A 22,750-nucleotide genomic window follows, 5' to 3' on the forward strand; every position below is an offset into this window, starting at 1 on the left:
CTGTGAAGCAGATGGGTTGACTTTACGATCCGGATAACATAAATTGTATATATAAAATATCTCGAAATCGAGATAATTGACTGGAGGATAACATAATGAAAGTTAATGGAATACACCATGTATCAGCATTGACGGCTGATGCGCAGAAAAATTTAGATTTTTATCGAAATATCCTGGGGCTGAAGCTTGTGAAAAAATCGGTAAACCAGGATGAACCGACGATGTATCACTTATTTTACGGTGATGAATCAGCCAATCCGGGATCGGAATTGACGTTTTTCGAGATTCCTCGGATCGCGCCGTTCCATGCGGGGACAAACAGTATTTCTTCAATCGGCCTGCGTGTTCCGGATGCACAAGCGCTTCAATATTGGAAAAAACGATTTGAAGAGCATCAGGTCTCTCACAGTGAGATCGTGAAAATAGCGGGCAGGGACACACTCGCTTTTCAGGATCATGAAGGACAGCGGCTTGTGCTGACAGCTGACGAAAAAGGAAAAGACATCGGTGAAGCGGTGAAGCAAAGCGGCATACCGGAAGAATATTCTTTCCGCGGTCTTGGTCCCGTTGAATTGACCGTCCCGTACCCAGAACCGACGCTGCGTGTGTTAACCGATGTGCTGGGCTTCACTGAAATCGGGAAAGAAACACATGAAGACCGGGGCACGGTTACGGTGCTCGAATCCGGAAACGGTGGCGCGCGTACAGAAGTCCATCTCATTGAAAGAAACGATCTTCCGCGCGAGCGTCCTGGAAAAGGCAGCGTGCACCATGTGGCCTTCCGTGTTCAGAATGAGGAGGAGCTTGCTTTATGGCACCGCATCATTACGAAAGATGGTTTCAGCAACTCAGGCATTGTAGAGCGTTATTATTTCAAAGCGCTGTACTTCCGGGAACCGAACGGAATTCTGTTTGAATTGTCAACGGACGGTCCGGGATTTATGGTTGATGAAAAACCTGAAGAGCTAGGCAAAACGGTTGCGCTCCCGCCTTATCTCGAACACCGCCGTTCTGAAATAGAAGCGCGGCTGAAACCGATTCAGTAAATCAGAAATAATGAAAGATGCCTTCCGGCTTGACGGGGGCATCTTTTTTTTGCTTTTTTACCCGTTTTGTCATTCTTTTTACCTATTTGTAAACGGCAAAATAATTGTCTTTGTTTATTAATAAATTTTTCACATTTGGTTGTTACACTTGTTCAAAGTTAAACAAAAGGAGTGAAAACACAGGTGAAAATGAAAAAACGCGAGATAGACGCGGTCTTAATCCTCATTTTACTCGCTTCCGCATTCTTGAATATGTACAACATCTGGAATGACGATACGGTGAATCCTTATTACACCGCAGCGGTAACGAGTATGCTTCAAAGCTTTCATAATTTCTTTTACGCTTCATTTGACGCAGCCGGATTTATCACGGTAGATAAACCGCCTGTTACATACCAGATTCAAACGATCAGCGCGCTGATATTCGGTATGCACGGGTGGAGTGTCATCCTGCCTCAGGCATTGGCGGGGGTAGGTTCAGTTCTATTCATGTACTTATTAATAAAGCCGACGTTCGGAAAAACGGCGGCGCGCATCGCTTCGTCTGTCATGGCGTGTACGCCGATTGCTGTAGCCGTAGCGCGCACAAACAATGTCGATGCGTTACTGGTCTTTTTCCTCTTGTTCGCCACATGGCTTCTCTTTAAAGCGATTCGAAAAGGAAAACTGATCTGGCTTTTGGCGGCATTTTTTGTCGTCGGAGTAGGCTTTAACACAAAAATGCTTCAGGCTTATATGATCTTACCGGCCTTCTTGCTGTTCTATATGATGGCGGCAAATACCACGATTAAGAAAAAAATCATTTCACTGGTAAGCGCGCTGGCCGTATTAGCAGCCGTTTCATTGTCATGGCCGCTCATTGTTGACAATATTCCTGCCGGCAAAAGGCCATATGTCGGAAGCAGCCAGACAAACTCCGTATTGGAATTGGCTTTCGGATATAACGGGATTCAGCGGCTGACAGGGCAAAGTTCCGGCGGCGGCCAGGGCGGGCCCGACGGAAACGCATCGAAAGAGATGTCTTCTTCCGGCGGTTCTTCACAAATGCAAAAACCGCCCGGCCAGTCAGCAAGCGGAGACAAATCGCAAACCGGCAGTATGACGGCACCTCCATCTAACGGACAAATGCCAAGCGGCGGTCAAGGAGGCCCTCCAAGCGGCGGAGACGGCGGCAAAGGCGGTCCTGGCGGAGGAAAAAGCGGTACAGGCACCGGCTCGAAAATGCAGTCAGGGTCAGGAATGTTCGGTACGGGAACACCCGGTCCGCTGAGACTCTTCCAACAAGAATTATCTGATCAGATCAGCTGGCTCCTGCCGTTTGCGATTTTTGGATTGGCCGGTTTATTGATCGCCGGAGCGAGAGAAAGAAGAAGATTATCAGCAGAACAGAAGGAAACGATCTTTTGGGCAGCGTGGCTTGTGCCGATTGCCGGATTCTTCAGTGTGGCGGAATTTTTCCACCATTATTATCTCATTATGCTGGCGCCTCCGATTGCTGCTCTTACCGGTGCGGGATGGGTCGCCCTCGTTCGTCTGTACCGCAAGCAGGCGGGATGGAAAACTTGGCTATTGCCGGCCGCTATTCTTGTGACAACCGGATTTGAGCTGTTTATCCTTAGAAACTACAATGATCAAATCGGCGCAGGCTGGAGCATCGGCGCAGGCGTTCTCGGCGCAGTGGCAGCAATCGCCCTGTTCGTATTCAAACAGCGCCAAAAACCGCTCAGTTACTATGTTTCACTTGCAGCCCTTCTCGTCTTGATGGTGATGCCGATTTATTGGGCGAGCACACCGCTTCTGTACGGAGGCAACAGCTCATTGCCTGAAACAGGCCCTCAGCTTGCGTCAGCAGGCGGAAAAGGCATGGGAATGGATAACGCATCTGTCAATACAAAACTGATCAACTATTTAGAGAAACATAACGCCGGAGCGGATTATCTATTTGCTACAACCGATTCCAACACAGCGGCGCCTTACATTATAAAAACGAAAAAAGCGGTCATGGCGATCGGCGGATTCAGCGGGTCTGACCCGGCCATTACGCTGACTCAATTTAAAAAGCTCGTAAAAGAAGGGAAAGTAAAATACTTCTTAACATCCGGAATGGGCAAAGGCGGAAACAACGATATTGTTGAATGGGTTGAGAAAAACGGAAAGAAAGTATCTTCAGACAAATGGCAATCAAGCACAGATCAGAAAACGAAAAATCATGATGCAGCTGATACAAAAAGCAGCAGGGCCGCGGGTAAAAACAGCCGGATGAGCGGCGGGCCGGGCGGAATGAATCAGTCAGCTTCACTATACGAACTTCAATCTGATGAATAGGAGGAAAAAACATGAGCAGACATATTCAATATTCAATAGTCGTCCCGGTTTATAACGAAGAACTCGTCATTCAGACAACCTATCAGCGCCTGAAAGAAGTCATGGATCAAACAAAAGAGCATTATGAATTGATCTTTGTCAATGATGGGAGCAAAGACCGCAGTATTGAGATTTTAAGAGAGCAAAGTCTGATTGATCCGAGAGTGAAAATTATTGATTTTTCCAGAAACTTCGGACATCAGATCGCGATCACAGCGGGCATGGATTATGCAGAGGGGAATGCAATCGCCGTCATTGACGCCGATTTGCAGGACCCTCCTGAATTAATCCTTGATATGATTGAACAGTGGAAAGAAGGCTACGATGTGGTGTACGCCGTCAGAACGAAACGAAAGGGAGAAACCTTTTTCAAGAAACAGACGGCTTCTCTGTTTTACCGGCTGCTGCGGAGCGTGACTGATATTGAAATTCCGCTCGACACCGGGGATTTCCGCCTGCTGGACAGAAAAGTCTGTGATGAGATGAAAAGATTAAAAGAAAAAAATCCTTTTGTCAGAGGACTCGTCAGCTGGGTCGGCTTTAAGCAGACTGCTGTAGAATATGAACGAGATGAGCGGCTTGCGGGGGAAACGAAATACCCGCTTAAAAAAATGCTGAAGCTTTCCATGGACGGGATCACAACGTTCTCTCATAAACCGCTCAAGGCGGCAAGCTATGCGGGAATGCTCATGTCCGGAGCGGGTTTTCTCTATATGTTTATCGTTTTATACATGAAGCTTTTTACAGACAGCACCATTACGGGCTGGTCCTCTCTGATTGTGATACAGCTGTTATTCAGCGGCATCGTTCTATTAATGCTCGGAATGATCGGCGAATATATCGGAAGGATTTATGACGAAGCAAAAGACCGTCCGCTCTATATCGTGCAAAAAGCGTACGGTATGAAAAACGAAAAGATTTATCGGGACCAGCATATGTCTTAACAAACACCCTGTCCGGCCAGCGGGCAGGGTGTTTTTATGTAAAATAAAAGCCGCGGGATGACAGAATGTCCCGCGGCTTTTTTCATTCATCTGCGGCCGGTCTGCGTGTGCAGAGAGCGCATGATCAGTCCGGTTCCCGAAAGGTTCAGTAAAATGCTTGCACCAAGCGTCATTCCCCAAGCAGCGTTTTGCTGAGGAAGCTGAATGCTCAGCTGGAGCAAGATCAGGCCGGTAACGACCAGCAAAAGTCCAGTTTGTTTCATGTGTATGTATCCTCCTTTGTACACTGAGTCATACGGCTGATCCAGGCCTAAAGTTTCAGCTGTATATAAAAAAATCCAAGGCGGCTGCCTTGGATTTTTGTTAAGAAGATGTTTCTTCTTTTTGAGTCAGTTTCATTTTTTTCGTCATTTCCTTGCCGTTTCTGATAATCTTCACGTCAACGGTGCTGCCGACTTTCGTATTCTTGTAGAGAATATTGCGAAGTTCGCTGCCCGTGTCAGTTTCTTTCCCTTTTAAGCTGATAATGATGTCTTCTGCTTTTAATCCGGCTTTGGCAGCAGGGGATCCCTGCGCCACTTCGCGAATGTAAACCCCTTTATTCAGCTGTTTGCCGAAGAGGCCGAGTGTGCCTTCCTGATAGTTTTGCGGCACTTGTTCCAAGTCGATCATGCTCACGCCGATATAAGGGCGCTCCACCTGTCCTTTCGTGAGAAGCTCTTCGGCGATCGGTTTTACATCGTTGCTCGGAATGGCAAAGCCGATGCCTTCTACATCATTTTCGCTGATTTTCATGCTGTTGATGCCGATGATTTTGCCGTCTGTATTCAAGAGCGGTCCGCCGCTGTTTCCGGGATTGATGGCGGCATCGGTTTGGATGACGTTGATGCTTGACTCACCGGCTGACGTGGAGATCGAGACGGTTCTGTTTAAGCCGCTCACGATGCCCTGTGTGACGGTGCGGGAAAGGTCTTTTCCGAGCGGATCACCGATGGCGATGACGGATTCACCCGTTCTGAGAGCGGATGAGCTGCCGAAGCTTGCCGTTTTTGTTACGTGTTTATCACTGATTTCTAAAACGGCCAAGTCTGTCAGAGAGTCGCTGCCGACGAGTTTAGCTGTTACATCGGTGCCGTCATATAATGACACTTTAAGGGAAGAGGCGCCTTCGACCACGTGGTTATTCGTAATGATATACGCTTTGCCGTTTGCTTTCTTAAAAATAACGCCTGAACCCGATCCCGTTTCCGCATCATCACCCGATGCATTAGAGTTTGAATCTGAGCTTGATCCGAATCCGAATAAATCGGAACTGCTTTGCTGCTTTTGCAGATTGGTGATTCCGACGATCGCCGGTGAAATGTCTTCCACCATATTCGAAATGCTGCTTGAATTTGCCGATGAGCTGTTTGCCGATTTGCCGCTGCCGGATTCAGAAGATGTCTGCTTAGCGGTTACCGATGACGTTTCCTGAGCGGGAGCCGGATTGGAAGTATCTTGAGTCTGATGGTCTCCAAGCGGTGTAAATGTATAGATGCCGAGGGCGAGCCCTCCGCCGATCACTCCGCCGAGAAGCGGTCTGAACCAGCCGAAGCTTCGTTTTTTCTTGTCCTCATCCGGCGCGGAATATCCGGCCGGCTGCGGGTTTTCTTTTACTAAAAGGACTTCCTGTTCTTTTTGGTCTGTCCGATTTTCATCACGATAGTTATCCATCATGTTCACTCCGTTTCTCTATTTCATCATAGCATGATTTGCCTATTATTACTGACTCCATCTTAAACAAAAAGTGTGGGATAATAATGAAAAGATTGTGGGAAATTGTGAAAAAGACGAAATCGGACGGCGGCGCTTTATATTGACAATTTCCATCGGATTTGAAATAATAAATGGGATATTATGTTCAATCCTTCACATGAAAAGATATAAAAAATTCTGTCAAGCTAATGGGGGAAATCTGTTAGCTTTTTCACTTTGTCAAATAGTTAAGAAAGGAGCTGTCAAATGAAAGAAAAACATCACTGGATCATTTCTCTGCTTGCTGTGCTGGCGGTCGGGCCGGGGCTGATGTCGAATACGGCTCTTTCGGCTGTCCAAAGCCTTGTCCGGCAGACGGTCGGCGGGGAAAACTTTGACTCTTTTCATCCGATTATTATCGGTAATATGGCATTTGCCTTATTCGTGCCGGCGGGGCCGTATTTAAGAAAAAGATTCGGCTCCCGGCCTGTCTATATGATTTCGATGGCCGCGGGTGTCATCGGAGCGCTGCTTGCTGCTGTGACAAATGATATTTATCCGCTCGCCGCGGGCCGTTTTTTACAGGGAGCTGCGGCGGGCACTATGCTGATGATTATGATTCCGATGCTGGTGCTTTCGTTTCCGATTGAACGCCGGAATTACGCATTATTTGTGTTAATCGGCGGATTTTACGGGTCCGTCATTATGGGGACCGTTTTAGGCACGGCGGCGGCAAGCGCCGGCCATTGGCATTGGCTGTTCGGCATTTTTGGCCTGCTGTCTTTTTTCGGCCTCATTTTCAGTTATATGTGGCTGCGGGATGACGCTCATAAAAATACTGAAAAATCTCCATTTGACGGCATCGGTTTTCTGTTAGCGGGTGTATCAGCCGTGCTGACCGCCTATACATTTATTCATCTGCCGAAATGGGGCTTTTCATCATGGCAGACATTGGCGGGATTTGGAGGAAGCATCGTCATTCTTCTGATCTTGCTGATCATGCAGTATAGAAACGAACATGCGCTGATTTCGATTAAACTTATGCTGATTCCAAAGCCGATTCTGGGTGTTTTCATGATCGCTGCGGGCAGTATTTCCATAGCGGTCAGTCTTTCTGCATTTCACGGGGAGCTTCAGACCGCATATCACATGTCACAAACTCAACAGGTATTCCTATATGCGAGCCTTTTGGGAGGCGTGGCCATCGCCGCTGTTATCAGTGCATTAGCATATGATAAAGTCGGTCCGGGCATGCTCGGCATAACAGGCTCTGTTATACTGGTGTTCGTGAATTTCCAATGGATGACGGCGGATCATCATATACCCCTTATTCTATTTGCGGGGCTTTTCGTGATGCTGGCGGCCGGGACAGGGCTTATCGTAGCAGCCGGACTGATGGGCGCCGCGTTGGGCGGACCGCTTCCGGAACTGGTAAAACGCATGACGGCCGTTCAGTTTTTAAGGCTGTTCATTTATATGGGCGCACCTGTTTTAATAGGGTATTTTACGAAAAGAGATGCTTCCGGCATGCTTCGGGGCGCGCGCGGCACACAATCGCCGCATGACCTGCTGATGGGGACATACAGCGATTTGTTTCTTATTGCTTTCATCTTAAGCTTGCTTTTAGTGTGTTTATCATTTGTCATGAATGCGACCGGCATGGGACATAAGCTGGCGCATAAACCGCATGCCGTCTGTAAGCAGGCGGCTGAAGAGCCTTCGCCGCAGGCTCCTGGACCGATCAGGCATCAGGTCATTCCCGATCGCGAATACAGAAGTGCGGTCAGACAGTTTCGGGGTCACCCTATAAACAAAAACGGTATGTAACTTTTTCTACCAGCAAACCCTTTTCCCGGTGAAAAGGGTTTGTTTTTTCCCATAATGGCAGAATGGTATATTGCATGTTTCATCCTTTTTTAATATAATTTGTTAGAATATTCATAATTTAATATCGAAATTTTAAGTAAAAAAGGAGGCATTACATGAAACTGTATCTATCTGTGGATATGGAAGGGATTTCCGGACTGCCTGATGAAACATTTGTCAATTCCCGCATGCACAATTATGAGCGCGGCAGGGTTCTGATGACCGAAGAAGCAAACTGGTGCATCGCAGAAGCGTTTAATAACGGATGCACGGAAGTGACCGTGAATGACAGCCACTCAAAGATGAATAATCTGCTCGCGGAAAAGCTTCACCCTGAGGCAGAGCTGATTACGGGGGATGTCAAGCCGTTTTCCATGATGCAGGGGCTTGATGAATCGTATTCAGGTGTGATGTTTATCGGCTATCATGCGAGAGCGTCGATGCCGGGCGTCATGTCGCACAGCATGATATTCGGCGTCCGCCACTTTTACATAAATGATAAGCCGGTCGGTGAACTGGGGTTAAATGCCTATCTCGCCGGATTTTACGATGTACCGGTCATCATGGCTGCCGGAGATGATTGCGCCGCAAAAGAGGCGGAGGAGCTGATTCCGAATGTGACGACTGCCGCCGTCAAACAAACCATTTCAAGAACTGCGGTCAAATGCCTGTCTCCTCAAAAAGCCGGACGGCTCCTGACGGAAAAAACAGCCTATGCGCTCAAAAATAAAGATAAGGTCAAACCGCTGACTCCGCCTGAAAGACCTGTATTAGGCATTGAATTTGCCAATTACGGACAGGCTGAATGGGCCCATTTAATGCCGGGCACAGAAATCATCCCGGGAACGACAATCGTTCAATTTCAGGCAAAAGACATGCCGGAAGCCTATCAGGCCATGCTCGTCATGACAGAACTCGCCATGAGAACAACATTCTGTTAAAGGGGTGAACGGCATTGCTGCGGTATTTTATCAAACGTTTTATCGCCATGATTATGACCGTCCTCGTCATCACCACTCTGACATTTGTCATGATGAAAGTGATACCCGGCTCGCCTTTTAACGAAGAGCGGGGCACAAACGAAGCGGTCCAGCGAAATCTTGAATCCTACTACCATCTGAACGAACCTCTTATCACTCAATACGCCATCTATCTAAAATCCATTCTTACCTTTGATTTCGGTCCTTCAATCAAAAAACCGTCAGACAGTGTAAACGCCATGCTTGAACGCGGATTTCCGGTTTCCTTCGAGCTTGGGATAACGGCGATCATCATCGCTGTGATTTCCGGACTCGCGCTCGGCATAACGGCCGCTCTCAGGCGCGGCGGCTTTCTCGATTATGCGGCCATGAGCCTTGCGGTGCTCGGGATTTCCATTCCGAATTTTATTATGGCTACGCTGCTGATTCAGCAATTTGCGGTTCATCTGAAATGGTTTCCGGCAGCTACCTGGACGAGTCCCGTTCACATGGTTCTGCCGACTGTTGCGCTTGCCGTCGGTCCCATGGCCATTATCGCGCGGCTGACAAGATCAAGCATGGCCGAAGTGCTGACTCAGGATTACATCCGCACGGCAAAAGCAAAGGGGCTTTCTCCCGTCAAAATTGTGATCAAACACGCATTGAAAAACGCACTTATGCCTGTTGTGACCGTCCTCGGGACGCTTGCCGCAAGTATTTTAACGGGCAGCTTCGTCATCGAGAAAATATTTGCCATACCGGGAATGGGCAAATATTTCGTAGAAAGCATCAATCAGCGCGATTACCCGGTCATCATGGGAACGACCGTATTTTACAGTGTGATTCTGATCGTCCTGCTGTTTCTGGTTGATTTGGCATACGGCCTGTTAGATCCGCGCATAAAACTTCATAAGAAAGGGTGATCCTGATGAATCTCCCGCAAGAAACGGTAAAACACACAGAAGTGCCTGATGACTGGTTTCAGCCGGGCGCGGAAAGAAAGGGTGAAACCGAGTCGGTCAAGCGTCCGAGCCTGTCTTACAGTCAGGATGCGTGGCGGCGGCTTAAAAAGAACAAATTGGCGATGGCCGGACTTGTGATATTATGCTGCCTGTTTCTAGCGGCTGTGTTCGGCCCGCTGATATCACCGCACAGCGTGACAAGGCAGACGCTCGCCGAGCAGAATCTTCCGCCGTCTTTTTCACACTGGTTCGGAACCGATGAACTTGGCCGGGACGTGTTTACAAGAACGTGGTACGGAGCGAGAATCTCTTTATTTGTCGGTGTGATGGCGGCGCTGATCGACTTTTTGATCGGCGTTATCTACGGAGGCGTCGCGGGCTACAAAGGGGGCCGGACAGACAGCGCCATGATGAGAATCATCGAGGTTCTCTACGGATTGCCGTATCTGCTCGTTGTCATTTTGTTAATGGTGCTGATGGGGCCGGGGCTCAGTTCCATTATCGTCGCTCTGACCGTGACGGGATGGGTCGGCATGGCGCGGATTGTGAGAGGGCAGGTGCTGAGGATGAAGCATGATGAACACGTATTGGCATCGAAAACGTTTGGAGCGAAAACATTTCGGATCATTAAGAAAAATCTGCTGCCGAATACGATGGGAGCCATTATTGTCCAAATGACGCTGACGGTGCCGGCGGCGATTTTTGCGGAATCATTTTTAAGTTTTCTCGGACTCGGCATTCAGGCGCCGTTTGCAAGCTGGGGAGTCATGGCAAATGACGGGCTTCCGGCGATTTTATCAGGCCATTGGTGGCGGCTGTTTTTTCCCGCTTTTTTCATTTCCTTAACGATGTACGCGTTTAACGTGCTTGGAGACGGCTTGCAGGACGCGTTAGACCCGAAACTGAGGAGGTAGGAAAAATGGCGCAGCAAGTTCTTTCCGTTCAAAATCTGCATGTTACTTTTTCAACATACGGAGGCACTGTAAAAGCCGTAAGAGGCGTCAGCTTCGATTTATATAAAGGTGAAACGTTTGCGATCGTCGGTGAATCGGGATGCGGAAAAAGCGTGACGTCACAAGCCGTGATGGGTCTTCTTCCGAAACATTCGGCAAAGATTGAATCCGGAAGCATACAATTTAAACAGAAAGACCTTTGCCAAATGTCGGATCGGGAAATGCGGGGAATCCGGGGGCGCGATATTTCTATGATCTTTCAGGACCCGATGACGGCGCTCAACCCGACTTTGACCATAGGGGATCAGCTCTCAGAAGCGCTGTTGGAACACCGCGCCATGACAAGAAAACAAGCTGAATCCGAGGTTCTCGCCATGCTGGATCTGGTCGGTATCCCGGACTCGAAATCCCGCCTGAAGCAGTACCCCCACCAATTAAGCGGGGGCATGCGGCAGCGGATCGTGATCGCGATGGCTCTGATCTGCGAGCCGGAAATTATGATCGCCGATGAACCGACAACGGCTCTTGATGTGACAATTCAAGCACAAATCCTTGAATTATTTAAGAAGATTCAAAGAAAAACAGGCGTGTCTATTATTCTGATCACCCATGATCTCGGCGTCGTCGCTCAGACCGCCGACAGAGTCGCCGTCATGTATGCGGGGAAAATCGCCGAAATCGGCACGAGGCATGATATTTTTTACCGCCCGGCTCATCCATACACAAAGGGGCTGCTTCGTTCAGTGCCGCGGCTGGATATGGAGGATAGTGAGCTTTCGCCGATTGACGGGACGCCGCCTGATTTATTCGATCCGCCGCCGGGCTGCCCGTTTGCCGCCCGCTGCCCGGACAGGATGATCGTCTGTGAAAAGGTATACCCGGCAACAACCGTGAAATCCAAAAGCCATATCGTCAACTGCTGGCTTCAGGATCACCGTGCAGAGCGGCTGAAGCAGCAGCTGACGGCAGCAGAGGAAAAAGGGGGATTGAAATGAAAAAGAGATGGGCGATCGGTGTGATTGCTGTTGTTTCGTTTGCTCTGATGGGCTGTACAGCCAATGAACAGGCGGGGACAGAACCCGGCAAAGCAAAAGAACAGGGGGGTGAGACGGTGCTGCGGCTCAATAACGAAAATGAGCCGACCTCACTTGATCCGCCGATCGGATTTAATAATGTTTCCTGGCAGCCGCTGAATAACATCATGGAAGGATTGACGAGGCTCGGAAAAGATAATAAGCCCGAACCGGCCATGGCGGAAAGCTGGAAGGTGTCCGCTGATAAGCTGACATATACCTTCAATATCCGTGATAACGCCGAATGGACAAATGGCGATCCCGTCACGGCGGAAGATTTCGTGTACGCCTGGAAGCGGATGCTCGATCCGAAAACGGGCGCATCTTCCGCTTTTCTCGGCTACATGATCAAAGGCGGAGAAGAATTTAACAGCGGAAAAGGCAAACGAGAAGACGTGAAAGTCACGGCAAAGGATAAAAAAACGCTTGTCGTCACATTGGCGGCCCCGCAGGATTATTTTTTGAGCGTCGTGTCCAATCCGGCGTATTTCCCGATTAATGAGAAGGTCGCCAAGGCTGATCCGAAATGGTTCACTGAAGCAAAAACTTTTGTCGGCAACGGGCCGTTCAAACTGACGGAATGGAAGCATGACGACAGCATGACGATGGTCAAAAACGAGACGTATTGGGATAAAAAGACGGTGAAACTGGATAAAGTGACATGGGCGATGGTCAGTGACCGGAATACCGACTATCAGATGTTCCAGTCGGGGGATTTGGATACCGCCTTTGTGCCGGCAGAGCTGAGCGAGCAGCTGATGGGAGGAAAAAATGTCCGCACGTGGGATCAGGCCGGACTCTATTTCTTTCGTTTTAACGTTAAAATGGAGCCGTTTCAAAATGAAAAGATCAGAAAAGCGTTCGCTGCAGCGATTGATCAGAAAGAAATCACGGATTATGTGACCAAAAACAGTGAAAAGCCGGCACATGCCTTTGTATCCCCGGGATTTACTCAGCCTGACGGGAAAGATTTCCGCGAAGCGGGCGGCAGTTTACTAACTCCGGATGAATCAGAAGCCAAAAAACTGCTGGAAAAAGGCATGGCGGAAGAGCATTATGACAAGCTGCCCGCCGTTACATTGACATACAGCACAAAACCGGAGCATAAGAAAATAGCGGAAGCGATTCAGCAGAAGCTCAAAAGTGTGCTCGGTATAGACGTTAAGCTCGCCAATATGGAATGGAACGTCTTTTTAGAAGAGCAGAAAGGACTGAAGTTCCAGTTCTCTCAAAGCTCATTTTTACCGGATTACGCAGATCCGATCAGTTTTCTTGAGGCTTTCCAAACGGATAATTCCATGAACCGCACCGGCTGGGGCAGCGCGGCATACGACGGCTGCATCAAGCAGGCAAAACAGGAAGCCGATGCCAAAAAACGTTTTGCGCTCATGCATAAAGCGGAAAAGCTGCTCATGAACGAGGTTCCGATCATTCCGATTTACTTTTACAATCAGGTGCATCTGCAGAACAGCGGCGTGAAGGGCATTGTCCGGCACCCCGTCGGGTACATTGATCTGAAATGGGCGGAAAAGTCCTGATCTTACAGCGGAAACATATGCCGCTCTTTTGCCGTTAAAGGAGCGGCGTGTTTCACTTTTCAATCCGGAAAGGAGATTGAAAAAGTCATGAACCATAAACCGAAAGCACTGCAAAAAGGCGACACGGTCGGTGTGATTGCGCCCGCAAGCCCGCCTGAGAGCGGGACGCTGCAAACCGCGCTGCTGTTTTTAGAGAATGAGCTTGGCCTTCAAGTGAAACTCGGCCAGGCGCTGAAGACCCGTCACGGCTATTTGGCGGGAGAAGACCGGGCGCGCCTCGATGATCTCCATGACATGTTTAGTGATCAGAATGTCAAAGCGGTGATATGCGCGTGCGGAGGATTCGGCACGGGCCGCATTGCCGCCGACATCGATTTCGGCTTAATCCGCCGCAATCCGAAAATTTTCTGGGGATACAGCGATATTACGTTTTTACATACCGCCATTCATCAAAATACGGGGCTCGTCACATTTCACGGCCCGATGCTGAGCACGGATGTCGGGCTTGAAGATGCTGATCCCCTGACAAAAGCGTCGTATCATCAGCTTTTTACAGAAACGGAATTCACCTATACGGAGGACATTTCTCCGCTGGAGGTGCTGACAGGCGGAAGGGCCGAGGGAGAGCTTGCGGGCGGCAATCTGTCGCTCATTACATCCACACTCGGCACGCCGTTTGAAATTGATACGAAAGACAAATTGCTGTTTATCGAGGATATTGATGAGGAGCCGTATCAAATCGACAGGATGCTGAATCAATTAAAGATGGCCGGAAAACTGTCAGACGCAGCCGGAATACTGGTCTGTGATTTTCACCAATGCGAACCGAAGCATAAAGAAAAGTCGCTTACTTTAGAGCAAGTGCTGAACGATTACATTGTCAAATCAGGGAAGCCTGCGCTCAAAGGCTTTAAAATCGGCCATTGTTCACCGAGCTTCGCCGTTCCGATCGGAGCCCGCGCAGTTATGGATACGGCGGCCAAAGCGGTAACGATTGAATCGGGGGTTTCCGGAAGGGAGTGATCAGGCGTGAGGATTACAGATATTCAAACGGGACGGATGTCCGTGCCGCTGAAAAAGCCGTTTAAGACCGCTTTGCGCACGGTTTACAATGCTGAATCGGTCATTGTGAAGCTCACTTTTGACAACGGTCTGACCGGCTGGGGCGAGGCGCCGCCGACGGTTGTTATTACAGGCGACAGCACGGACGGTATTGAAAGCGCCGTCCGCGATGTGCTGAAGCCTGCTCTCTTGGGGCGGAGCCTTTCCGGCATGGAAGCTGTTTTGTATGATATCAGCCGACTGTTGGAAAGAAATCAAAGCGCAAAAGCCGCGGTGGATATGGCTGTATATGACGGATGGGCGCAAATGCACGGACAGCCGCTTTACCGGCTTCTCGGAGGCTATCGGAATACACTGGAAACAGATTTTACCGTCAGCGTCAATTCTCCTGAGGAGATGGCGGGGGATGCAGACCGCTATGTGAACAAGGGATTTCATATTTTAAAGATAAAAGTCGGCATAGGTGACATATCGGACGATGTTGCCCGGATTCAGGCGATCAGATCACGTGTCGGCGGAAACGTCAAACTGAGATTGGACGCCAACCAAGGCTGGACGCCGAAAGAAGCCGTGACTGCGATCCGAAAGATGGAAGACGCCGGCCTCGGCATTGAGCTGGTCGAGCAGCCTGTTCATAAAGACGATATCGCCGGGCTGAAGCAGGTCACCGATGCCGTAGACACGCCGATTATGGCGGATGAGAGCGTCTTTACCCCCCGTCAGGCCTTTTGCGTGCTGCAGACGAGAAGCGCCGATTTAATCAATATTAAGCTGATGAAAGCGGGCGGCATAAAGCAGGCGGAAACAATCAATGCGATGGCCGAAACATGCGGCGTGGAATGCATGGTCGGCAGCATGATTGAGACCAAGCTCGGCATCACCGCCGCGGCTCATTTTGCCGCGGGCAAACGGAATGTGACAAGGTTTGATTTTGATGCGCCGCTTATGCTGAAAGATGATTTGATTAAAGGCGGCATCACATACAGCGGCAGTCAGATTACGATTCCCGATGAACCGGGTCTCGGCATTATCGGTGTGTCGATACAAGAGGAGGCGAAAAGATGAGAGCAGCCGTTACAGCGGCGGCAGCCAACGTATGGACGCTGCCGTCATCTCCCCGTTCGTATGATGCGCCGATGCTTGAAAACCCGCCGCAGATCAGAAAATGGTTAGCGTCTATGGGATATGAAGAGCGGCTGCAATTATGCACAGACAACCTTGTCCAAACGCAAGCGCTTTTCGGGGAAGAGGTGATCATTCTCAAAGAGGAAGGGGAATGGGCTTTTGTTGCCGTTCCCGGCCAGCCTTCAAACAAGGATGCCCGCGGATATCCGGGCTGGATGAAAAAAAGCCAGCTTTCAAAAGACGGCTTTTATACATCTTCCCCCGCCGTATGGATTACCAAACCGACAGCTTTTTTATATCACACAAACGGCGAACCGGACTTGGAAGTAAGTTTCATAACGCGTCTTCCGGCATCAGGACGTGAGAACGGCTTTTTTCGGGTTGTGACGCCTCTCGGAGAACGGTTCGTAAATGAAGCTGACGCAGACGAGTGCCGGCATACGGAAGGACGGGCAGCCGATGTCATCGAAACGGGCATGATGTTTCTCGGGCTTCCGTATTTATGGGGAGGACTGAGCGGTTTCGGGTTTGACTGTTCCGGGTTTATGTATTCGATATTTAAAGCAAACGGCTATACCCTTCCCCGTGATGCAAAGGACCAAGCAAAAGCCGGGTGCGGCGCGGCGGTAAACGATATCCGGCCGGCTGACCTTTTGTTTTTCGCCTATGGAGAAGGAAAAGGCGCGATTCACCATGTCGGTTTGGCGCTGGGAGACGGCCGAATGCTGCACTCCCCGAAAACGGGAAAAACAATCGAAGTGCTGTCTTTGGAAGGAACCGTCTATGAAAAAGAATTATGCACCGTACGCCGCTGTATAAGCGAAAAGGGGGAATAGAAAATGACGGCATCTCCGCTCCTTGAAGTCAGCGGGCTGAAAATGCATTTTGACGCAGGAAGAAAGAAAGCCGTAAAAGCAGTCGACGGTGTCAGTTTTCACATTAAAAGAGGGGAAACATTCGGACTTGTCGGAGAATCGGGATGCGGTAAATCGACGCTCGGAAGAGTTATTCTCCGTCTGTATGACCCGACGGCCGGTTCGGTATCATATGAAGGGACGGATATACACCGTGCCGCGGCAGAACAGCGGTCGGTCTTCTTCCGCAAGCTGCAGATGATTTTCCAAGACCCTTACGCCTCGTTAAATCCGCGCCTGACCGTAAGGGAAATTATTATGGAGCCGATGGAAATCCACAATCTTTACAATACAAGAAAAGCCCGTCTGATGATGGCGGATGAACTGCTTGAAGCTGTCGGGCTCCATCCCGATTTCGGCAGCCGGTATCCCCACGAATTCAGCGGCGGACAGAGGCAGAGAATCGGAATTGCCAGAGCGCTCTCTCTGCATCCTGAATTTATCGTGGCGGATGAGCCGATTTCCGCGCTGGATGTGTCGGTACAGGCTCAGGTCGTCAACCTATTAAAAAGGCTTCAGAAAGAGAAAGGGCTGACATTTTTATTCATCGCCCACGATTTATCAATGGTCAAGCATATCAGCGACCGGATCGGCGTGATGTATTTGGGCCGCATGATGGAAATTACAGAAAGCGCTGCGCTTTACCGGGAACCGCTTCACCCTTATACGAAGGCCCTTTTATCCTCAATCCCGATTCCTGATCCGCTTCTTGAGGACAAGCGTGAACGGATTATTCTGAAAGGGGAGCTGCCGAGCCCCCTTAACCCGCCGAGCGGCTGTGTATTCAGGACGCGGTGTCCTGAAGCGATGGAGCTCTGCGGTAAGATAACGCCTGAACTTGAAGAAGTGAAGGCGGGGCGTTTTGTCGCCTGCCATTTATACAAAAAAGAAAGCTGACAATATAATGTCAGCTTTCTTTTTGATTAAACCTGATGCAGAAATGACACGCAGACCGGATACGGAACCGGAATGTCAGATTGAAGCAGAGTCAATTTGCCTGTTTCCGGATCGCGTTCAAACAAAACCAGATTTCCCGTTTCTTCGTTTGACGCGACAAGGAATGTCTCGGAAGGGTCAAACGCGAAATCACGCGGCCAGTTGCCTTCTGTCGGCACCCATTCAATAAGAGACAATTCACCGGAATATTGGTTGATCTTAAAGATGGCGATGCTGTCATGTCCGCGGTTGGCGGCATAAAGAAATCTGCCGTCTTTAGATATTCGGATCGCGCTGCCTTGCGATTTGTCCGTAAAGCCTTCAGGCAAAGCGGAAATGACCTGCAGCTCTCTGAATTCACCTAAGGTCGGGTTGTATTCAAGCGCGATGACTTCATTACTGATTTCCGTCATGACATAGGCGTATTTTTCCGCCGGATGGAAAACGATGTGGCGCGGCCCTGAACCCGGTGCGAAAGAGTGAGTTTTCACCTCTGTGAGCGAACCGTTTTTCATTTGGTACGTATACAGCGTATCCGTCCCTAAATCGACGGCTGCAATGTAGTTATGCTCAGGTGTATAGCCTGCGAAATGGGTATGCGGTTTCTCTTGTCTTTCATGAGGACCTGTTCCCGTATGAGCGGCTTCGGCAGCCGGCTCCTGCAGACTTCCGTCCTCATTGACGGGAAAGGCGTGCACTTTTCCGCTGTGGTAATTAGCGGTTAACACATATTCATGTTTATCATCAATGCTGACGTGGCATGGAGACGGGCCTTCAATCAGCTGGTGGTTTACAAACGTTAATTCCCCGCTGTTCTGATGAATCTGATAGGCTGCGACGCCGCCTTTTCTGTCTGCCTTTTCAATGGAATACAGCATGCTGTTATCAGAATTCGGAGTGACGTATGTCGGGTTGCCGAGCTTTGCTGCCAGCTTCGGTCGGCTGAGCCTTTTCGCTTCTGTATCAAGTTCAAAACAATAAATGCCTTCGCTTCCGCCTTTTGTATATGTTCCCGCGTATCCTATGTACTTAGCCATTCGGTTTCCCCCTTTAGAGTCTTGTCTTCTCTATATTAACGTATCTTGAAGGAAACTGCCTTGTAAATGTTTAAGATGTTCTGACAAGCGGCAAGGTGCAGCAGCGGAAGGAACCGCCTGATTTGATAATTTCGGAAAACTCGGTTTCGATGACCGTATAACCTCTTTTTCTGAGCTCGCGGTTCGTATGACGGTGCTGCGGCAGGCTGATAATTGTCTGATTCCCGATGGACAGGATATTCGGGCCGAGCGTGAATTGCTCTTCTTCAGGCACTTCTATCATCTCAAAACGTTCGGCGAGAAGATCAATTTCTTTCTGCCGCAAGCCATTTTTGCAGTATAGCGCTTCCGTTTCCGAGATCATATTAAATACACAGTCCAAATGTAAGAAATCCTCCTTGAGAGGGATCGGCACAACATTCATCTCCGGCAGCGCCTCCCGCAGCTCCCGGACAGCCGCTTTATCCGTGCGCTTGCTCAGCCCGGCGTAAACGGTGCCGTCTGCGATCAAGATGTCGCCGCCTTCAATGTTCGCTTTTTTCAGTTGCGTATAAGGGATTTTCTTATCGTCAAGCAGGTCTTGAAACACTTTTTCTTCTCCCTGCCGGACTGAAGCCGCCATGTTTGAAATAAACGCCGTCTCGCCTAAGACAAATCCGATATCCCGGGTGAATACCTGCTCAGGCAATGCGGGATCGGCAGGCAGCAGGACGACTTCAATCTGATGAGATCTTAAAATGTCAATAAACTCACTATGCTGTTTGAGGGCAACGGGTATGTTAATATTTTCTTGTTTGAAATGTTTCTGCGTTCCGTTAATAATATCCTTGATGGTCATGTGTTCCGGCCGGCATAAGATGACTGTCTGCAAAGCATCAAACTCACTGCGGCAAGCCGGTTTCCGCGTGGATTTGGGAATGGATACGTCCATGTGATATCCTCCTATCGGTATTCAATGTGCGTTTATTATTCCCGGATGTGATAAATAATGAAACATTTCTGATAGAATATCTAACCAACTTAATATTTAAAATTTTAGACAAAACGAGCAAAGTATTGTTTAATAGGGTACAGATGAAATGTCAAAACGACCAGACACCAAAGGGGAGTTTAAATAATATGAAGTTGCCAGAATCAAGATTTTGCAAAGAAACAAGGGTTGTCAAGACAAGCAGGGTTTTTCCGCTTGATACGAATAATCACAATACGCTGTTTGGCGGAAAGCTGATGAGCTATATTGATGATATCGCTTCAATTTCCGCGGCCCGCCACTGCCGGTGTGAAACAGTCACGGCCTCAATGGATTCTGTAGATTTTTTGCGCCCGATCGGCCAACAGGATTCCGTATGTCTTGAATCCTACGTCACATGGGTCGGCACATCGTCTATGGAGGTGTTTGTCAAAGTCATTAAAGAACATCTGATGACGGGTGAACGCGAGCTTGCGGCAACGTCGTTTCTGACATTCGTCGCGCTCGATTCAAATGGGAAATCGGTGCGCGTTCCGCGAATCGTGCCGGAAACCGAGGAAGAAATCATGCTTCACAATACGGCCGTACAGCGCGCCGGAGAACGAAAAAACCGCTTAAAACACAGCAAGGCCCTGGCCGAGGCGCTCGGAACAGATAAGCCTTGGTAATCGTCAAACCGCTTTTTTAAAAAGCGGTTTTTTTATGCTGAAAAAGGACTTTTCCTGCCGGATCCATAATCTATTACAGGGAAAGGAGACGTGGCGTGCATGATGAAACATAAGTCTTCCGGCACCATCCTGACAACCGGGCGTATCCGTCTGCGGACTATGCGGGATGACGATGAAGACAATTTGTACGGGCTGTTTACCGACAGAGAGGTCATGAAATATTATCCTTCTCTTAAAAGCAGACGGGAAACGAAGGAATGGATTGCCTGGAACAAACGATTGGCCGCAGGATACGGCGTCAGTCTTTGGATCGCAGAGGATAAAGTGTCGGGTGCATTTCTCGGTCAATGCGGAATCGTTCCGCAGACGATAAGCGGAAACACTTTGATGGAAATCGGCTATATGTTTGCCCGCCGCCGCTGGGGCTGCGGCTATGCGACAGAGGCGGCGAACGCCTGTCTGGACTACGGTTTTCATACGCAGCAATACGGACGCATAGCGGCGCTGATTGATCCGGAAAACGCTGCCTCCGTCCGCGTCGCGGAAAAAATCGGCATGGTGCCCGGTGAGACCGTTACCAAATGGGGGAGGCGGCTGACGGTATTTGACATCACATCTGACGTTGAACGTTTCGGCGAAATGTAGTATGATACGAACAGACATGTTTTCTAGGGTTCCGCATGTTCATACATGGCCTGGTCCGAGAGAAAACACATATGCGGACATATCCCGCATATGCACACGGAGGGAAAAAAGCCCGGGAGAGTCAATCTCATGTGAGACGACTATTCTGGGCTTTTTGTATTGTCCGGAAACAGAAAGGATGAAGAACATGAAATGGGGTTTAGTGGTCATAGCGGCCGTATTTGAAGTGGTATGGGTCACCGGCCTGAAACATGCTGATTCAGCACTGACGTGGAGCGGTACGATTACGGGAATCATCATCAGTTTTTATCTATTAATCAAGGCGACGGACAGCCTGCCCGTAGGAACGGTATATGCGGTCTTTACCGGACTCGGGACAGCGGGCACCGTGCTCAGTGAAATCCTGCTTTTCAAAGAACAGGCCGATCCGGTGAAAATCGTGCTGATCGGCGTTTTGCTGATCGGCGTCATCGGATTAAAGCTGGTCACACAGGATAAGCCTGAGACGAAGGAGGAGAAGGCGTAATGCATTGGATCAGCCTGATAGCCGCGGGTCTTTGTGAAATGCTCGGGGTCATTTTAATGAATCAATTTCAAAAAGAAAAGAAAGTCAAGTGGATTCTCTTCATAATCGTCGGATTTGCGGCTTCTTTTTCCCTGCTTTCTTATGCGATGGAGACGATTGCGATGGGCACGGCCTATGCGATCTGGACTGGTATCGGCACGGCGGGCGGCGCTTTAGCCGGCATTCTTTTCTACGGCGAGCAGAAGGATGCGAAGCGCATCTTTTTCATTGCGCTTATTTTGTGCGCAGCCGTAGGGCTGAAAATTCTTTCGTAAATTGATTTTTATCAAATTTTCAGTATAATCTATAATAAGTTACGAATTATGAAGATACGAGGGATTAAAACAGATGAATTCATATATGACACAGCGGCTGAAAGAATACCGCCGCGGGAATGAGGAAAAAGGGCGCCTGCTTGTCAGCTGCCCCGATCAGCCGGGAATTGTATCGGCTGTGTCCGCGTTTTTGTTTGAACACGGCGCGAATATTATTGAATCAAATCAATATACGACTGACCCTGAAGGCGGACGTTTTTTTCTCAGGATCGAATTCGACTGCAAGGGCATTCGTGAGAAAAAAGAGGATTTAAAGCAGGCGTTCGCCTCAATCGCCCAGACATTCGGCATGACATGGAGCCTCTCTCTGGCAAGTGAGCTGAAGCGAGTGGCGATCTTTGTATCCAAAGAGCTGCACTGCCTTCATGAACTCATTTGGGAATGGCAAAGCGGCAATATGATGGCCGAAATTGCGGTCGTCATCAGCAACCATGAAGAGGCGAAAGAAGTGGTCGAGCCGCTGAATATTCCGTTCCATTACATGAAAGCTAACAAAGACATCCGCGCTGAAGTGGAGCGGCGCCAGCTTGAACTGCTGGAGCAGTATAAGATTGATGTGATCGTTCTTGCCCGCTACATGCAGATTTTGACGTCTGATTTTGTATCTGCCCATCCGAATCGGATTATTAACATCCACCATTCATTTCTGCCGGCCTTTATCGGCGCTAATCCGTATAAACGGGCTTATGAGCGCGGAGTGAAATTAATCGGCGCGACCTCTCACTATGTGACGGACGATCTTGACGAAGGGCCGATTATTGAACAGGATATTGAACGCGTCGATCACAGAGATCACGCAGAGGATCTGAAGAATATCGGCAGAACGATTGAGCGGAGCGTGTTGGCAAGAGCCGTAAAATGGCATCTGGAAGACCGCGTCATCGTTCACGGAAACAAAACGATCGTATTTAATTAATGACGGTCCGCCGGGAAGGCGGGCTGTTTTTTATGGATGAAAATGTCTTGACAAGAACCTGTTTTCTTTGCATAATATAAAAAAATCATTGAGCGTTGAAGAGGATCAGTACGCAGAACTTTCTGTGACAGAGAGCAA

At 49.1% G+C, this 22,750-nt stretch carries 22 protein-coding genes, 1 riboswitch and 1 other annotated feature (1 of these 24 cut by a window edge); of the genes, 18 read left to right on the forward strand and 4 right to left on the reverse strand.

Annotated features, from left to right (window positions below; all coding sequences use genetic code 11):
• Positions 1-95 precede the first annotated feature (95 nt).
• From ACWJJX_RS02080 to ACWJJX_RS02090, 3 genes are all read left to right on the forward strand, one after another.
• On the forward strand, positions 96-1,046 hold the full coding sequence (locus ACWJJX_RS02080; protein ID WP_454022687.1) for a ring-cleaving dioxygenase: 951 nt from the start codon (positions 96-98) through the stop codon (positions 1,044-1,046).
• A gap of 183 nt (positions 1,047-1,229) precedes the next feature.
• Positions 1,230-3,371 (forward strand): glycosyltransferase family 39 protein, encoded by a 2,142-nt coding sequence (locus ACWJJX_RS02085; RefSeq protein ID WP_454022688.1) that lies wholly within the window; start codon positions 1,230-1,232, stop codon positions 3,369-3,371.
• A gap of 11 nt (positions 3,372-3,382) precedes the next feature.
• Positions 3,383-4,354 carry a glycosyltransferase family 2 protein gene (locus tag ACWJJX_RS02090; RefSeq protein ID WP_454022689.1) on the forward strand — a complete coding sequence of 324 codons (972 nt, stop codon included), beginning with the start codon at positions 3,383-3,385 and terminating at the stop codon, positions 4,352-4,354.
• 86 nt (positions 4,355-4,440) lie between these two features.
• Here ACWJJX_RS02090 and ACWJJX_RS02095 read toward each other — a convergent pair whose 3' ends face one another.
• Both ACWJJX_RS02095 and htrA read right to left on the reverse strand, forming a co-directional pair.
• A complete protein-coding gene (locus ACWJJX_RS02095; RefSeq protein ID WP_014417532.1) occupies positions 4,441-4,617 on the reverse strand; it encodes a hypothetical protein in 177 nt (58 codons plus the stop codon).
• Positions 4,618-4,717: 100 nt separating this feature from the next.
• Positions 4,718-6,067, reverse strand: a complete 1,350-nt coding sequence (htrA, locus tag ACWJJX_RS02100) for a serine protease HtrA (RefSeq protein WP_180992940.1) — start codon at positions 6,065-6,067, stop codon at positions 4,718-4,720.
• A 288-nt stretch (positions 6,068-6,355) separates the two neighbouring features.
• Between htrA and ACWJJX_RS02105 the strand changes: the two genes are divergently transcribed.
• From ACWJJX_RS02105 to ACWJJX_RS02150, 10 genes are all read left to right on the forward strand, one after another.
• On the forward strand, positions 6,356-7,915 hold the full coding sequence (locus ACWJJX_RS02105) for an MFS transporter (RefSeq protein WP_454022690.1): 1,560 nt from the start codon (positions 6,356-6,358) through the stop codon (positions 7,913-7,915).
• Positions 7,916-8,070: 155 nt separating this feature from the next.
• Positions 8,071-8,895 carry a M55 family metallopeptidase gene (locus ACWJJX_RS02110; protein WP_007407248.1) on the forward strand — a complete coding sequence of 275 codons (825 nt, stop codon included), beginning with the start codon at positions 8,071-8,073 and terminating at the stop codon, positions 8,893-8,895.
• A 14-nt stretch (positions 8,896-8,909) separates the two neighbouring features.
• Positions 8,910-9,836: an ABC transporter permease gene (locus tag ACWJJX_RS02115; protein WP_044053133.1), complete on the forward strand. Its 927-nt coding sequence runs from the start codon at positions 8,910-8,912 to the stop codon at positions 9,834-9,836.
• A gap of 5 nt (positions 9,837-9,841) precedes the next feature.
• Positions 9,842-10,789, forward strand: a complete 948-nt coding sequence (locus ACWJJX_RS02120; RefSeq protein WP_024085201.1) for an ABC transporter permease — start codon at positions 9,842-9,844, stop codon at positions 10,787-10,789.
• A 5-nt stretch (positions 10,790-10,794) separates the two neighbouring features.
• A complete protein-coding gene (locus ACWJJX_RS02125; RefSeq protein WP_021493815.1) occupies positions 10,795-11,823 on the forward strand; it encodes an ABC transporter ATP-binding protein in 1,029 nt (342 codons plus the stop codon).
• Positions 11,820-13,439, forward strand: coding sequence for a peptide ABC transporter substrate-binding protein (locus tag ACWJJX_RS02130; protein ID WP_454022691.1), 1,620 nt, complete (start codon positions 11,820-11,822; stop codon positions 13,437-13,439). Before ACWJJX_RS02125 ends, ACWJJX_RS02130 begins: the two co-directional genes overlap by 4 nt.
• A gap of 87 nt (positions 13,440-13,526) precedes the next feature.
• Positions 13,527-14,462 carry a S66 peptidase family protein gene (locus ACWJJX_RS02135; protein ID WP_146276599.1) on the forward strand — a complete coding sequence of 312 codons (936 nt, stop codon included), beginning with the start codon at positions 13,527-13,529 and terminating at the stop codon, positions 14,460-14,462.
• Between the two features lie 36 nt (positions 14,463-14,498).
• Positions 14,499-15,566 carry a dipeptide epimerase gene (locus ACWJJX_RS02140; RefSeq protein WP_217365440.1) on the forward strand — a complete coding sequence of 356 codons (1,068 nt, stop codon included), beginning with the start codon at positions 14,499-14,501 and terminating at the stop codon, positions 15,564-15,566.
• Positions 15,563-16,462: a C40 family peptidase gene (locus tag ACWJJX_RS02145; protein WP_454022692.1), complete on the forward strand. Its 900-nt coding sequence runs from the start codon at positions 15,563-15,565 to the stop codon at positions 16,460-16,462. Before ACWJJX_RS02140 ends, ACWJJX_RS02145 begins: the two co-directional genes overlap by 4 nt.
• Before the next feature lie 3 nt (positions 16,463-16,465).
• Positions 16,466-17,437 (forward strand): ABC transporter ATP-binding protein, encoded by a 972-nt coding sequence (locus ACWJJX_RS02150; RefSeq protein WP_007610864.1) that lies wholly within the window; start codon positions 16,466-16,468, stop codon positions 17,435-17,437.
• A gap of 26 nt (positions 17,438-17,463) precedes the next feature.
• Here the strand turns inward: ACWJJX_RS02150 and ACWJJX_RS02155 are convergent, their stop codons facing one another.
• Together ACWJJX_RS02155 and ACWJJX_RS02160 are read right to left on the reverse strand one after the other, a co-directional pair.
• Positions 17,464-18,513, reverse strand: a complete 1,050-nt coding sequence (locus ACWJJX_RS02155) for a lactonase family protein (RefSeq protein WP_173612684.1) — start codon at positions 18,511-18,513, stop codon at positions 17,464-17,466.
• 70 nt (positions 18,514-18,583) lie between these two features.
• Positions 18,584-19,444: a dimethylarginine dimethylaminohydrolase family protein gene (locus ACWJJX_RS02160; RefSeq protein ID WP_156735140.1), complete on the reverse strand. Its 861-nt coding sequence runs from the start codon at positions 19,442-19,444 to the stop codon at positions 18,584-18,586.
• A gap of 188 nt (positions 19,445-19,632) precedes the next feature.
• Between ACWJJX_RS02160 and ACWJJX_RS02165 the strand changes: the two genes are divergently transcribed.
• The 5 genes from ACWJJX_RS02165 to purU all read left to right on the forward strand — a co-directional run bounded on the left by ACWJJX_RS02165 (position 19,633) and on the right by purU (position 22,612).
• Entirely contained in the window at positions 19,633-20,151 is a 519-nt protein-coding gene (locus tag ACWJJX_RS02165; protein WP_017417623.1) for an acyl-CoA thioesterase, read from the forward strand.
• A gap of 99 nt (positions 20,152-20,250) precedes the next feature.
• Positions 20,251-20,796: a GNAT family N-acetyltransferase gene (locus ACWJJX_RS02170; protein WP_094247010.1), complete on the forward strand. Its 546-nt coding sequence runs from the start codon at positions 20,251-20,253 to the stop codon at positions 20,794-20,796.
• 12 nt (positions 20,797-20,808) lie between these two features.
• Positions 20,809-20,917: riboswitch (guanidine-I (ykkC/yxkD leader) on the forward strand.
• A 66-nt stretch (positions 20,918-20,983) separates the two neighbouring features.
• Positions 20,984-21,322 carry a DMT family transporter gene (locus ACWJJX_RS02175; RefSeq protein WP_071391946.1) on the forward strand — a complete coding sequence of 113 codons (339 nt, stop codon included), beginning with the start codon at positions 20,984-20,986 and terminating at the stop codon, positions 21,320-21,322.
• Positions 21,322-21,636, forward strand: a complete 315-nt coding sequence (locus ACWJJX_RS02180; protein ID WP_003154765.1) for a DMT family transporter — start codon at positions 21,322-21,324, stop codon at positions 21,634-21,636. Before ACWJJX_RS02175 ends, ACWJJX_RS02180 begins: the two co-directional genes overlap by 1 nt.
• A gap of 73 nt (positions 21,637-21,709) precedes the next feature.
• Positions 21,710-22,612, forward strand: a complete 903-nt coding sequence (gene purU / locus ACWJJX_RS02185) for a formyltetrahydrofolate deformylase (RefSeq protein WP_065180414.1) — start codon at positions 21,710-21,712, stop codon at positions 22,610-22,612.
• Between the two features lie 86 nt (positions 22,613-22,698).
• Positions 22,699-22,750 (forward strand) — a binding site (T-box leader) (it continues 161 nt past the right edge of the window).

Source organism: Bacillus sp. YH3-2-B2 (assembly GCF_053663335.1).

Excerpts from the sequence above, each read along its gene's own strand:
- ACWJJX_RS02160 (WP_156735140.1), bottom strand. The coding sequence starts at position 19,444 with ATGGACGTATCCATTCCCAAATCCACGCGGAAACCGGCTTGCCGCAGT.
- purU (WP_065180414.1), top strand. The coding sequence starts at position 21,710 with ATGAATTCATATATGACACAGCGGCTGAAAGAATACCGCCGCGGGAAT.
- htrA (WP_180992940.1), bottom strand. The coding sequence starts at position 6,067 with ATGGATAACTATCGTGATGAAAATCGGACAGACCAAAAAGAACAGGAA.
- ACWJJX_RS02170 (WP_094247010.1), top strand. The coding sequence starts at position 20,251 with ATGATGAAACATAAGTCTTCCGGCACCATCCTGACAACCGGGCGTATC.
- ACWJJX_RS02150 (WP_007610864.1), top strand. The coding sequence starts at position 16,466 with ATGACGGCATCTCCGCTCCTTGAAGTCAGCGGGCTGAAAATGCATTTT.
- ACWJJX_RS02165 (WP_017417623.1), top strand. The coding sequence starts at position 19,633 with ATGAAGTTGCCAGAATCAAGATTTTGCAAAGAAACAAGGGTTGTCAAG.
- ACWJJX_RS02145 (WP_454022692.1), top strand. The coding sequence starts at position 15,563 with ATGAGAGCAGCCGTTACAGCGGCGGCAGCCAACGTATGGACGCTGCCG.
- ACWJJX_RS02090 (WP_454022689.1), top strand. The coding sequence starts at position 3,383 with ATGAGCAGACATATTCAATATTCAATAGTCGTCCCGGTTTATAACGAA.
- ACWJJX_RS02135 (WP_146276599.1), top strand. The coding sequence starts at position 13,527 with ATGAACCATAAACCGAAAGCACTGCAAAAAGGCGACACGGTCGGTGTG.
- ACWJJX_RS02140 (WP_217365440.1), top strand. The coding sequence starts at position 14,499 with ATGTCCGTGCCGCTGAAAAAGCCGTTTAAGACCGCTTTGCGCACGGTT.
- ACWJJX_RS02130 (WP_454022691.1), top strand. The coding sequence starts at position 11,820 with ATGAAAAAGAGATGGGCGATCGGTGTGATTGCTGTTGTTTCGTTTGCT.
- ACWJJX_RS02080 (WP_454022687.1), top strand. The coding sequence starts at position 96 with ATGAAAGTTAATGGAATACACCATGTATCAGCATTGACGGCTGATGCG.
- ACWJJX_RS02095 (WP_014417532.1), bottom strand. The coding sequence starts at position 4,617 with ATGAAACAAACTGGACTTTTGCTGGTCGTTACCGGCCTGATCTTGCTC.
- ACWJJX_RS02120 (WP_024085201.1), top strand. The coding sequence starts at position 9,842 with ATGAATCTCCCGCAAGAAACGGTAAAACACACAGAAGTGCCTGATGAC.
- ACWJJX_RS02105 (WP_454022690.1), top strand. The coding sequence starts at position 6,356 with ATGAAAGAAAAACATCACTGGATCATTTCTCTGCTTGCTGTGCTGGCG.
- ACWJJX_RS02155 (WP_173612684.1), bottom strand. The coding sequence starts at position 18,513 with ATGGCTAAGTACATAGGATACGCGGGAACATATACAAAAGGCGGAAGC.
- ACWJJX_RS02110 (WP_007407248.1), top strand. The coding sequence starts at position 8,071 with ATGAAACTGTATCTATCTGTGGATATGGAAGGGATTTCCGGACTGCCT.
- ACWJJX_RS02125 (WP_021493815.1), top strand. The coding sequence starts at position 10,795 with ATGGCGCAGCAAGTTCTTTCCGTTCAAAATCTGCATGTTACTTTTTCA.
- ACWJJX_RS02175 (WP_071391946.1), top strand. The coding sequence starts at position 20,984 with ATGAAATGGGGTTTAGTGGTCATAGCGGCCGTATTTGAAGTGGTATGG.
- ACWJJX_RS02180 (WP_003154765.1), top strand. The coding sequence starts at position 21,322 with ATGCATTGGATCAGCCTGATAGCCGCGGGTCTTTGTGAAATGCTCGGG.